Genomic DNA, 12,043 nt, shown 5'->3' with positions numbered 1-12,043 from the left:
TTGCGATGAATACCGAAGGACTCTCCGAAGTTGCCGTAAAAGACGCTCAACCCGTGGTCGAGCAGATTGCCGAGACACCGCCGACGCTGGAGCCTGCTGCCCCAGCTGTCGTCGAGCCCGCACCGGCCCCGGCGATTGTGATTCCCAACCTGGATGACAGCAGCCTGTACATCCATCGGGAGCTGTCGCAACTGCAGTTCAACATCCGCGTGCTGGAGCAGGCGCTGGACGAGTCCTACCCGCTGCTGGAGCGGTTGAAGTTCCTGCTGATCTTTTCCAGCAACCTGGATGAGTTTTTCGAAATCCGCGTCGCCGGGCTGAAGAAGCAGATCACCTTCGCCCGTGAACAGGCCGGTGCCGACGGCCTGCAACCGCACCAGGCCCTGGCGCGCATCAGCGAGCTGGTCCACGGCCATGTGGACCGGCAATACGCGATCCTCAACGATATCCTGTTGCCGGAGCTGGAAAAGCACCAGGTGCGCTTCATCCGCCGGCGCTACTGGAACACCAAGATCAAGACCTGGGTGCGCCGCTATTTCCGCGACGAGATCGCACCGATCATCACGCCGATCGGTCTCGATCCGACACACCCGTTCCCGCTGCTGGTCAACAAGAGCCTGAACTTCATCGTCGAGCTGGAGGGCATCGACGCCTTCGGTCGCGATTCCGGCCTGGCGATCATTCCGGCGCCACGCCTGCTGCCGCGGATCATCCGCGTGCCGGAAGACGTCGGTGGCCCTGGCGACAATTATGTGTTCCTGTCGTCGATGATCCACGCCCATGCCGATGACTTGTTCCAGGGCATGAAGGTGAAAGGTTGCTACCAGTTCCGCTTGACGCGTAACGCCGACCTGTCGGTGGACACCGAGGACGTCGAAGACCTGGCCCGCGCCCTGCGCGGCGAGCTGTTCTCCCGTCGCTACGGTGATGCGGTGCGCCTGGAGGTGGCCGATACCTGCCCGAAACACCTGTCCGATTACCTGCTCAAGCAGTTCAACCTGCATGAGACCGAGTTGTACCAGGTCAACGGCCCGGTCAACCTGACCCGACTGTTCAGCATCACCGGCCTGGACAGCCATCCGGAGCTGCAATATCTGCCGTTCACGCCGCAGATCCCGAAACTGCTGCAAAACAGCGAGAACATTTTCAGCGTGATCAGCAAGCAGGACATCCTGCTGCTGCACCCGTTCGAGTCGTTCACACCGGTGGTCGACCTGCTGCGCCAGGCCGCCAAGGATCCCCACGTCCTGGCGGTGCGCCAGACCCTGTACCGCAGCGGCGCCAACTCGGAAATCGTCGATGCCCTGGTGGACGCGGCGCGAAACGGCAAGGAAGTCACGGCAGTGATCGAATTGCGCGCGCGCTTCGACGAGGAATCCAACCTGCAACTGGCCAGCCGCCTGCAGGCGGCGGGTGCGGTGGTGATCTATGGCGTAGTCGGCTTCAAGACCCACGCCAAGATGATGCTCATCCTGCGCCGTGAAGCCGGTGAGATCGTGCGTTACGCCCACTTGGGCACCGGCAACTACCACGCTGCCAACGCCCGCCTGTACACCGACTACAGCCTGCTGACCTCTGACGATGCCTTGTGCGAAGACGTCGGCAAGCTGTTCAGCCAGTTGATCGGCATGGGCAAGACCCTGCGCATGAAGAAACTGCTGCATGCGCCGTTCACCCTGAAAAAGGGCATGCTCGACATGATCGCCCGGGAAACGCAGTTCGCCTTGGACGGCAAACCGGCCCACATCATTGCCAAGTTCAACTCGCTAACCGACCCGAAGATCATTCGTGCGTTGTACAAGGCCAGCCAGTCGGGCGTGCGCATCGACCTGGTGGTGCGTGGCATGTGCTGCCTGCGGCCGGGCATTGCGGGGGTGTCCCACAACATCCATGTACGCTCGATCATCGGGCGCTTCCTGGAGCATACGCGGGTGTTCTACTTCCTCAACGGCGGTGAGGAGCAGATGTTCCTGTCCAGTGCCGACTGGATGGAGCGCAACCTCGACAAACGGGTCGAGACCTGCTTCCCGGTGGAAGGCAAGAAGCTGATCCTGCGGGTCAAGAAGGAGCTGGAAAGCTACCTCACCGACAACACCCACAGCTGGAGCCTGCAGTCGGATGGTCGCTACATCCGCAACACCCCGACCGGCAACCAGAACCCGCGCAGCGCCCAGGCGACGTTGCTGGAGCGCTTGAGCAGCCCGGTGTTGGCGGTTCGTTAAGGTTGGGGTGATGCAGTTCTGATGGTTTAAGGATATCTGTGGCGAGGGGATTTATCCCCGCTGGGCTGCGAAGCAGCCCTGAAACCTGCGGGCCAGTTGTGTCAGGTTGATTACCTTCCAACTCTTTGGGGCCGCTTCGCGGCCCAACGGGGATAAATCCCCTCACCACAATAGATCTGGGTTGTGGCGGGGCTTAGTGAATGTTCAGCACAATCCCGACCCGGGTGAGCCAGTCGGCTTCCTGGGCGAAGTCGGCCTGGGTCAGCTGGTTTTCTTCCAGCCATCCGTCGGGGAACATCACGTCCAGTTGATCGCCGTCGGCATGCAGGGCGACCTGGGGCATTTCCTGGGTGCCACGGATGTGATGGAACAGGATCGCGAAGCGCAGCAGCACGCACAGGCGAATCAGCTTGATGCCGTCATCGCCGAACTCGGCAAACTTATCCTTGGGAATATTGCGTCGGTGGCCGCGCACCAATAGCGCGAGCATTTGCTGGTCTTCCCGGGAAAACCCCGCCAGGTCCGAATGCTCGATCAGGTAGGCGCCATGCTTGTGGTAGTGATAGTGGGCGATGTCCAGGCCCACTTCATGGACCTTGGCGGCCCAGCCCAGCAATTCGCGCCAGACTCCGTCGTTAAGGTCCCAATCGTCGGCCACCTGGTCGAAGGCATGCAGTGCCTTGCGTTCGACCCGTGCGGCCTGCTCCAGGTCGACGTGATAACGCTCCATGAGCGAGCCCAGGGTGCGCTCGCGCACGTCTTCGTGATGATGACGCCCCAGTAGGTCATACAACACGCCTTCGCGCAGGGCGCCTTCACAGTGGTCCATGCGGTGCAGTTCGAGGGCGTCGAAAATCGCCTCGAGGATCGCCAGGCCCGCGGGGAAAATCGCCCGGCGGTCGGGCTTGATGCCTTCGAAGTCGATCTTGTCGGCATCGCCGAGCTTGAACACCCGTCGCTTGAGCCAGGCCAAGCCCTCGGCATTGACCTCGCCGGTGCCATGCCCGCCGGCCTTGAGGGCCAGGCCAATGGCGCGAATGGTGCCCGAGGAGCCAATGGCTTCATCCCACGTCAGGCGGTGCAGGGCGTGCTCGATGCTCATGATCTCCAGGCGCGCCGCCGTATAGGCCTGGGCATAGCGGGCCGGGGTGATCTTGCCGTCGCGGAAATAACGCTGGGTGTAGCTCACGCAGCCCATCTGCAGGCTTTCGCGCAGCAGCGGTTCGAAGCGCTGGCCGATGATGAATTCGGTACTGCCGCCACCGATGTCCGCCACCAGGCGCTTGCCTGGGGTGTCGGCCAAGGTATGGGAAACGCCCAGATAGATCAGGCGAGCCTCTTCACGGCCGGAAATGACTTCTACCGGATGCCCGAGGATTTCTTCAGCACGGCGGATGAACTCGCCACGGTTGCGCGCCTCGCGCAGGGCGTTGGTGCCCACGATCCGCACCGCGCCCAAGGGCATACCATTGATCAGTTGGGCAAACCGCTTGAGGCAGTCAAGCCCGCGCTGGATGGATTCTTCGCTCAGCTGGCGTTCTTCGTCGATACCGGCGGCCAGTTGGACTTTCTCGCCGAGCCGCTCAAGAATGCGGATTTCCCCGTTCTGGGCCTTGGCGACGACCATGTGGAAACTGTTGGAGCCCAGGTCTATGGCGGCGATCAGGGACAGATTCTTGGCTTGGGATGGCGGCATGGTCAAAAAGTCTCGGTCGATAACCTTACCATCCTGCCACGATCGACCGCCTACGCCAACGCACCTGAACCAAACCCTTGAGCCAGAGCAGTTCCCTGTGGCGAGGGAGCTTGCTCCCGCTGGGCTGCGAAGCGGCCCCAAAGCCATTCAACGCGGTCCATCAGGAAAACTCGGCTGGCCGGTTTTACGACTGCTGCGCAGCCGAGCGGGAGCAAGCTCCCTCGCCACAAGAGCCTTTTGGCTGAGAAAATCAGGCCGGCTCGACGGTCCCGATAAAGTTCGCCAGCTCCGCCGTCTGCGGATTGGCAAACAATATCTTGGGATCCCCCACCTCATGCACCTTGCCCTGGTGCATGAACACCAGTTTGTCGCCGACCTCCCGGGCAAAACGCATTTCATGGGTGACCATGATCAGCGTCATGCCTTCCTTGGCCAACTGCCGCACCACGCTGAGCACTTCATTGACCAGCTCGGGGTCCAGGGCCGAGGTGATTTCGTCGCACAGCAGCACTTTCGGCGACATCGCCAGCGCCCGGGCGATCGCCACCCGCTGTTGCTGACCACCGGACAAGCGGTCGGGGAAGGCATCGAATTTCTCGCCAAGCCCGACCCGTTCCAGCATCTGCCGCGCCAGCACGGCCGCCTTGGCCTTGGGCACTTTTTGCACTACCTGTGGCGCCAGCATGACGTTCTCGCCGACCGTCAGGTGCGGGAACAGGTTGAACTGCTGGAACACCATCCCGACTTTCTGGCGCAGGCTGCGCAGGTCGGCGCGGGCCGCATCGAGGTATTCGCCGTCGACTTCGATCACGCCATCATTGATCGATTCCAGGCCATTGAGAGTGCGCAGCAAGGTGGATTTGCCCGAGCCGCTGCGGCCGATGATCGCCACCACCTGGCCTTCCTCGACACTCAGGTCGATGCCCTTGAGCACGTGGTGATCGCCGTAGTATTTATGCAGGGCGGTAATTCTAAGCAGAGGCATGCAGTCTCCTTTCCAGGTAGCGCGCACTGAGGGACAAGGGGTAGCAGAGCAGGAAATAACCGAGGGCGACCAGGCCGTAGACCATGAACGGCTCGAACGTGGCATTGGCGAGCATGCCGCCGGTCTTGGTCAGTTCGGTAAAGCCGATGATCGACGTCACGGCCGTGCCCTTGACCACTTGCACCGAAAAGCCCACGGTCGGCGCCACGGCGATGCGCAGGGCCTGGGGCAGGATGACGTAGCGCAACTGCTCCAGCGGGTTGAGGGCCAGGCTCGCCGAGGCTTCCCACTGGCCGTGGGAAATCGAGTCGACACAACCGCGCCAGATCTCCGCCAGGTAGGCGCTGGTAAACAGCGTCAAGGCAATCGCCGCCGCCATCCACGGCGAAATCTCCACCCCGGCCAGGGCCACGCCGAAGAACACCAGGAACAGCTGCATCAACAGCGGTGTGCCTTGGAACAGCTCAATGTAGGTCCGGGCGATGTTGCGGGGCAGGGCGCTCTTGGAGATGCGCAACACCATGATCAGCAAACCGATCACGCCGCCACCGATAAACGCCACCAGCGACAACGCCAGGGTCCATTGCAGGCCGGTGAGCAGGTTGCGCACCACGTCCCAGAAAGTGAAATCGCTCATCGGCCGCTCCCGTTGCTGCTCTTGTACAGGCAGCGGCGGCCCACCCAGTTGAGGAACTGGCGGATCAACAGCGCCATGCACAAGTAGATGAGCGTGGTCAGCGCATAGGTTTCGAAGGCGCGGAAGTTACGTGACTGGATGAAGTTGGCGGCAAAGCTCAACTCTTCGGTGGCGATCTGCGAACACACCGCCGAGCCGAGCATCACAATGATGATCTGGCTGCTCAACGCCGGCCAGACCTTGCCCAATGCCGGCAGCAGCACAACGTGGCGGAAGGCCTCGAAGCGGCTCATCGCCAGGGCCGCGGCCGCTTCCAGTTGCCCCCGCGGGATCGCCTGGATGCCGGCGCGGATGATCTCGGTGGAATAGGCGCCGAGGTTGATCACCATCGCCAGCACCGCCGCCTGCCATTCGGAAATCTGCAGGCCCAGGGACGGCAAACCGAAGAAGATGAAAAACAGCTGCACCAGGAACGGCGTGTTGCGGATCAACTCCACGTAGACGCCGAAGATCGCCGCGAACGGGCGAATGTTCCACGCCCGCACCACGGCCCCGACGATGCCTAGGCTGACCCCGAGCAACGTACCGATGGCCGTCAGTTCCAGGGTGAACAGCGCGCCGCGCAACAGCAGCTCGGTGTTTTGCACCACCGGCAGAAAATCGAACTGATAAGCCATGCTCAGCCTCTCAAGCGACGGTCAGAGATCGGCCGGCAGCGGCTGCTTGAGCCAGGTCTGGGAATTTTTCTCCAGGCTGCCATCGGTCTTGGCGGTCGCGAGGATCTGGTTGACCTTGTCCAGCAGCGCCGGCTCGTTCTTGTTCACGCCCACGTACACCGGCGAGTCCTTGAGTTTCACCTTCAGGGCCGGAACACGCTTGGGGTTGCGTTCGCTGATGGCGACCATCACCACGTTGCCACTGGCGATCAGGTCCACCTGACCGGCCAGGTAGGCGGCGATGGTCGAGTTGTTGTCTTCGAAGCGCTTGATGGTGGTGCCTTCGGGGGCGACCTTGGTCAGCTCGATGTCTTCGATGGCGCCACGGGTGACGCTGATGGTCTTGCCCTTGAGGTCGTCCAGGTTGTTGATGGCGGCGTCAGGCGGACCGAACACGGCCAGGTAGAACGGCGCGTAGGCGCTGGAGAAGTCGATGACCTTTTCCCGCTCCGGATTCTTGCCCAGGCTGGAAATCACCAGGTCGACCTTGCCGGTGGTCAGGAAGGGGATACGGTTGGTGCTGTTGACCGGTGTCAGTTCAAGCTTGACCTTGAGCTGGTCGGCCAGCAGTTTTGCGGTGTCGATGTCCAGGCCGCGGGGTTTCATGTCCGGGCCTACCGAACCGAATGGCGGGAAGTCCTGGGGCACGGCGACCTTGAGGGTGCCACGCTTGACCACGTCTTCCAGGCCATCGGCGTGGGCGGGTAGCTGACAGAGCATCAGGCTGGCAAACAGAGCTGTGAGCAGGGCGCTGCAACGCTGAATCATGGCGAATCTCCGCAATCGGTGATGTGATTTCTGCGTTCGGACAGAGCACAGGCCATGCCAAGGCGACTTTTCAGCGGCCCAAGCCGCGGTTTTGCTGGCGGAGGGCGGTCTTACTGGTCTGAACAGTCGCGGCGTTTTTCGCACCGTTATCGGGCGTCGGTATTTGTCGCCGAACCCTGCTGGGGCACGACTTGCCGGGCGCGGCGAATAGCTTTACAACTAGCCGCTCACTGGCCCGGTTCGTCTAAAAAATCATGAATTCCATCGCTCGCGCCGTTCCTGAAGTGGCCCTGCAAGCCATTCGCAAACTGATCGTCGATGAAGGCTTCGGCCCGGGCGATGCGCTGCCGTCGCAACGGGACCTGGCGCTGCAACTGGGGGTGAGTCGGGCGTCGTTGCGCGAGGCGCTGTCATCGTTGAGCGCCTTGGGGATGATCAGCGTGCAGCCGGGTAAAGGGGTCTTCGTGCAGGCACCGGTAGAGGCTCCACGCAGCGAATCGGCGCCGGGCTGGCCGTTCGCGGCCCAGGCCTCGCCAGTGGATATCTTCCAGTTGCGCTACGCCCTGGAGGGTTTCGCGGCGGGGCTGGCGGCGGTGACGCTCAGCGCCGATGAGCTGGACATGCTGCAAGACAATGTCGAAGCCATGCGACGGGAATTGAAGATCGGCGATTTCGACGCCGCCGCGCGGCTGGATTTCGAATTTCATCGGCGCATCCTGCTGGCCAGCGGTAATCAGGCGATGCTGAGCATTCTCACCGCCAGCGCCGAGATCTTCCTGGAAAGCCAGAAACTACCGTTCATCAGGGCGGAGCGGGCGATGGAAACGTGGCAGGAGCATCGCAAGATCCTCCGCGCCTTGGCTCGCCGCGCTTCGGGCGCTGCGCAAAAAGCCATGCAGGAACATGTACGTAACGCGGCGTTGCGTACCGGGATTGCCTTCGTCGCCCCCGTCGCTTCGTGAGTTGAGCTATACCCAAATACGTCTTTCGTCATAGCGAGACTCAATCAACTGCGGCTTCCTGAACCCCGGAAGGGCCGCTATCATGGGCCACGTTTTTTTGCTGACAACCCCGGAGATTTCCATGAGCAGCGATCTGATCAAACACGTTACCGACGATAACTTCGACGAAGAAGTACTCAAGGCCGAAGGCCCGGTACTGGTCGACTATTGGGCAGAGTGGTGCGGTCCGTGCAAAATGATCGCCCCGGTCCTGGACGAAATCGCTACCACTTATGAAGGCAAGCTGACCGTTGCCAAGCTGAACATCGACGAAAACCAGGAGACTCCGGCCAAGCACGGCGTACGCGGTATCCCGACCCTGATGCTGTTCAAGAACGGCAACGTCGAAGCCACCAAAGTGGGTGCGCTGTCGAAGTCGCAACTGGCTGCTTTCCTCGACGCCAACATCTAAGCGCCGAATGCCACTGAAAAAGCCCCGCAAATCGCGGGGCTTTTTCGTTATTCGGGGCTAGACGCTTGCAAACCCAGGTGGTACATTCGGCCCCGCACTGGTTTCTCCATTGCCCCCTGCAAGCCGTCGCCGACGCTCTCCTTTCGAATAAGTACGCGATCCTGTCGCCTTCTCCGCGGCGCGGCCTCATTAAGCCAAAAGCTTAATTTCCCCCCTCCATAAATGATTACGTCATTCCTATATGAATCTGACTGAACTCAAGCAAAAGCCGATTACCGAACTGCTCGAATTGGCCGAACAGATGGGCATAGAAAATATGGCCCGTTCGCGCAAGCAGGACGTGATTTTCTCCCTGCTCAAGAAGCACGCGAAAAGCGGCGAGGAAATCTCCGGTGATGGCGTGCTGGAGATTCTCCAGGACGGCTTCGGCTTCCTTCGCTCCGCAGACGCTTCCTATCTTGCCGGCCCGGACGATATCTACGTCTCGCCGAGCCAGATCCGTCGCTTCAACTTGCGCACCGGTGACACCATCGTTGGCAAGATCCGCCCTCCGAAGGAAGGCGAGCGTTACTTCGCCCTGCTCAAGGTCGACACGATCAACTTCGACCGTCCGGAAAACGCGAAGAACAAGATTCTCTTCGAGAACCTGACCCCGCTATTCCCGACCGTGCGCATGAAGATGGAAGCCGGCAACGGTTCCACCGAAGACCTCACCGGTCGTGTCATCGACCTGTGCGCACCCATCGGCAAAGGCCAGCGTGGCTTGATCGTGGCGCCGCCGAAAGCGGGCAAGACGATCATGCTGCAGAACATCGCGGCCAACATCGCCCGTAACAACCCTGAAGTTCATCTGATCGTGCTGCTGATCGACGAGCGTCCGGAAGAAGTGACCGAGATGCAGCGCACCGTGCGCGGCGAAGTGGTCGCCTCGACGTTCGACGAGCCGCCGACCCGCCACGTGCAGGTTGCCGAAATGGTGATCGAGAAGGCCAAGCGCCTGGTCGAACACAAGAAGGACGTGGTGATCCTGCTGGACTCCATCACTCGTCTGGCCCGTGCCTACAACACCGTCATCCCGAGCTCTGGCAAGGTGCTGACCGGTGGTGTCGATGCCCACGCGCTGGAAAAACCGAAGCGTTTCTTCGGCGCCGCGCGAAACATCGAGGAAGGCGGTTCGCTGACCATCATCGCCACCGCGCTGGTTGAAACCGGCTCGAAGATGGACGAAGTGATCTACGAGGAATTCAAGGGCACCGGCAACATGGAGCTGCCTCTGGATCGTCGTATCGCCGAGAAACGTGTCTTCCCGGCCATCAACATCAACCGTTCCGGCACACGCCGCGAAGAGTTGCTGACCGCCGATGACGAATTGCAGCGCATGTGGATCCTGCGCAAGCTGCTGCATCCGATGGATGAAGTCGCCGCCATCGAGTTCCTGGTCGACAAGCTGAAGACGACCAAGACCAACGACGAGTTCTTCCTGTCGATGAAACGCAAGTAACACCCAGCATGTTTCAAAAAAAGGACGCCCCGAACAGGGGCGCCCTTTTTTTTTCGTGGCTTTGTATCAAAAAAGACAACTTTCCCAAGCCGGTAGTGTCCGTGCTTGCATCATCTTGTAAAACGACAAGGATCGTTATGCGCACGTTCGGCAGCCGCCGTGACATCGACGGTTTGAGGGCCCTGGCCGTTATTCCTGTGGTGCTGTTTCACTTCGGCTTCAGCACATTCAGTGGTGGCTTTGTCGGTGTTGACGTTTTTTTCGTCATTTCCGGTTTCTTGATAACCAGCATCCTGTTTCGCGAGATCAGTGCGCAGCGTTTCAGCTTCGTCGATTTTTGGGCGCGCCGTGCCCGGCGCATCATTCCGGCCTTGAGCGTGGTGCTGGTGGCAACGCTGGCCCTGGGCTGGTTGCTGCTGACGGCCAAGGATTTTTCGGAGCTGGGTAGGGCGGTTCGTTATCAGGCGCTGTTCATTTCCAATATCTTGTTCATGCGTGAGGACGGTTACTTCGAGCCCGCGTCGGACCTCAAGCCCTTGCTCCACACCTGGTCCCTGGCGGTTGAAGAGCAGTACTACATCTTCTTTCCGCTGTTGATGGTGTTGTTGATGCGCCACGTTCGCCATTGGCGCTGGATGCTGTTTGCCGTGCTGCTGGTTTCTTTCGGACTGAATGTCGCCTCTATCGACCGCAAGCCTGACTTCGTCTTCTTTTCGCTGCCGACTCGGGCCTGGGAATTGTTATGCGGCGCAATGCTCGCGGTGTGGCCTGCATCGAAACAACCGGTGAGACCATGGCTCTGTCAGCTCGCGGGTGTGGCCGGGCTGGCTGCTGTCCTGGTGGCGGTTTTCACTTTTGACAAGGCCACTCGATTTCCGGGTTGGGCCGCCTTGCTGCCGGTGCTTGGCACCACTGCGCTGATCTGGTCCGGTGCCCAGGGTTCGACCTGGGTGGCTCAGGCACTCAGTGCCAGGGTGCTCGTCTGGGTTGGCCTGCTGTCCTATTCCTTTTATCTGTGGCATTGGCCGGTCTATGTCTATGCCAATGCCATTTCGATCGACGGTATCCAGGCTTGGGAGGCGGCGGGCTGGATTCTGCTGGCGCTGGGCCTGGCCTGGTTGAGCTGGCGTTTCGTCGAGCTTCCGTTTCGTGAAAAGCGTGTGCTGGTCGCACGCAAGCCGATGCTGGCCGCCGGTTTGCTGGCGATGGTTGCCCTGGCGGTGACGGGGTCAGTGGTGCGCTCGGCCGATGGTTTTCCCCAGCGCCTTACGGGCAAGGCCCTGGAATATGCTCAGGCGCGAGAGTGGCGGGCCGGGCAAATGAAATGCATGTCAGCGAATTCGGACAAGAACCTGGACAAGGCGTGCTTGATCGGCAGGAACAAAGAGGCGCCGGCGACTCAACTGTTTTGGGGCGACAGCCATGCCGCCGCATTGTTGCCGGCGATTGAAACCGGTGCTGCCCCCGAAGGGCGCCCGGTATGGCTCTACAGCTTGAGCGGTTGCCCGCCGATCCTGAGCGACGCCCCCCGACAGCGATGCAAGGACTTTAACGAACGGACCATGGATCAGGTTCGTCGCCTGCAGATCAGCGACGTGGTGCTCGCGTCCAACTGGAGTCTTTACGTCTACGGTCGTGAGAACGGTGATAAAGAGTTGTTGCTCAACCCTCGCGACAATACCGCCGAGGCCGAAACACGTCTGGCCGCGGCGCTCAAGGCGCGAGTGGCAGCGATAAGGGCAGCAGGCGCGCAAGTCTGGTTGTTCAAGGAGGTACCGTTGCAGCACAAGGGCGTTGTCAGCCGGTTGGTGAGCCTGGCCCGGGTCGGGCGTTCGACCGAGGGCTTGGGGCGCCCGCTTCAGGAGCACTTGTCCCGCCAGCGTTTCCTGAGTGGGTTGTTCGACTCGATGAGCGCCGCCGACCCCGGCGTGCATGTCATCGACCCTACCCCGCTGATGTGTGCGGGCCAAGTCTGCAGCGTCGTGGTTGGTGGGTATATGCAATACAAGGACGAGGATCATCTGTCTGACATCGGCAGTGCCCGGCTGAGCCCATTGTTTGCGCCGGTGCTGGTGGGTACAACCGACAATTGATCGCTGCTGCGC

Annotated in this window: 10 protein-coding genes; 5 read left to right on the top strand and 5 right to left on the bottom strand. The window is 60.9% G+C overall.

Annotation, left to right across the window (positions count from 1 at the left end; genetic code table 11):
* The first annotated feature begins 5 nt into the window (after window positions 1-5).
* Window positions 6-2,222: a polyphosphate kinase 1 gene (gene ppk1 / locus BM300_RS14940; RefSeq protein ID WP_063323856.1), complete on the top strand. Its 2,217-nt coding sequence runs from the start codon at window positions 6-8 to the stop codon at window positions 2,220-2,222.
* A gap of 193 nt (window positions 2,223-2,415) precedes the next feature.
* Here ppk1 and ppx read toward each other — a convergent pair whose 3' ends face one another.
* The 5 genes from ppx to BM300_RS14915 form a co-directional block, all read right to left on the bottom strand.
* Window positions 2,416-3,918, bottom strand: coding sequence for an exopolyphosphatase (gene ppx / locus BM300_RS14935; RefSeq protein WP_092149189.1), 1,503 nt, complete (start codon window positions 3,916-3,918; stop codon window positions 2,416-2,418).
* 250 nt (window positions 3,919-4,168) lie between these two features.
* Complete coding sequence (locus tag BM300_RS14930; RefSeq protein WP_092221301.1) at window positions 4,169-4,903, bottom strand: amino acid ABC transporter ATP-binding protein; 735 nt, start codon at window positions 4,901-4,903, stop codon at window positions 4,169-4,171.
* Window positions 4,890-5,540, bottom strand: a complete 651-nt coding sequence (locus BM300_RS14925) for an amino acid ABC transporter permease (protein ID WP_003206735.1) — start codon at window positions 5,538-5,540, stop codon at window positions 4,890-4,892. The genes BM300_RS14930 and BM300_RS14925 overlap by 14 nt, the downstream gene beginning before the upstream one ends.
* Window positions 5,537-6,217, bottom strand: a complete 681-nt coding sequence (locus BM300_RS14920) for an amino acid ABC transporter permease (RefSeq protein WP_003206733.1) — start codon at window positions 6,215-6,217, stop codon at window positions 5,537-5,539. The genes BM300_RS14925 and BM300_RS14920 overlap by 4 nt, the downstream gene beginning before the upstream one ends.
* A gap of 21 nt (window positions 6,218-6,238) precedes the next feature.
* Complete coding sequence (locus BM300_RS14915; protein ID WP_014340791.1) at window positions 6,239-7,024, bottom strand: transporter substrate-binding domain-containing protein; 786 nt, start codon at window positions 7,022-7,024, stop codon at window positions 6,239-6,241.
* A gap of 254 nt (window positions 7,025-7,278) precedes the next feature.
* Between BM300_RS14915 and BM300_RS14910 the strand changes: the two genes are divergently transcribed.
* From BM300_RS14910 to BM300_RS14895, 4 genes are all read left to right on the top strand, one after another.
* Window positions 7,279-7,986 (top strand): FadR/GntR family transcriptional regulator, encoded by a 708-nt coding sequence (locus BM300_RS14910; RefSeq protein WP_092149182.1) that lies wholly within the window; start codon window positions 7,279-7,281, stop codon window positions 7,984-7,986.
* 121 nt (window positions 7,987-8,107) lie between these two features.
* A complete protein-coding gene (gene trxA / locus BM300_RS14905) occupies window positions 8,108-8,437 on the top strand; it encodes a thioredoxin TrxA (protein ID WP_092221303.1) in 330 nt (109 codons plus the stop codon).
* Window positions 8,438-8,678: 241 nt separating this feature from the next.
* Window positions 8,679-9,938 carry a transcription termination factor Rho gene (rho, locus tag BM300_RS14900; RefSeq protein WP_003206716.1) on the top strand — a complete coding sequence of 420 codons (1,260 nt, stop codon included), beginning with the start codon at window positions 8,679-8,681 and terminating at the stop codon, window positions 9,936-9,938.
* Between the two features lie 137 nt (window positions 9,939-10,075).
* Complete coding sequence (locus tag BM300_RS14895; RefSeq protein WP_092463232.1) at window positions 10,076-12,031, top strand: acyltransferase family protein; 1,956 nt, start codon at window positions 10,076-10,078, stop codon at window positions 12,029-12,031.
* The last annotated feature ends 12 nt before the right edge of the window (window positions 12,032-12,043 follow it).

Origin of the sequence: Pseudomonas sp. NFACC46-3, from assembly GCF_900114515.1 — a bacterium.
GTDB classification, from domain to species: Bacteria; Pseudomonadota; Gammaproteobacteria; order Pseudomonadales; family Pseudomonadaceae; genus Aquipseudomonas; species Aquipseudomonas fluorescens_Q.
This window is presented reverse-complemented; position numbering and strand designations above follow the sequence as displayed.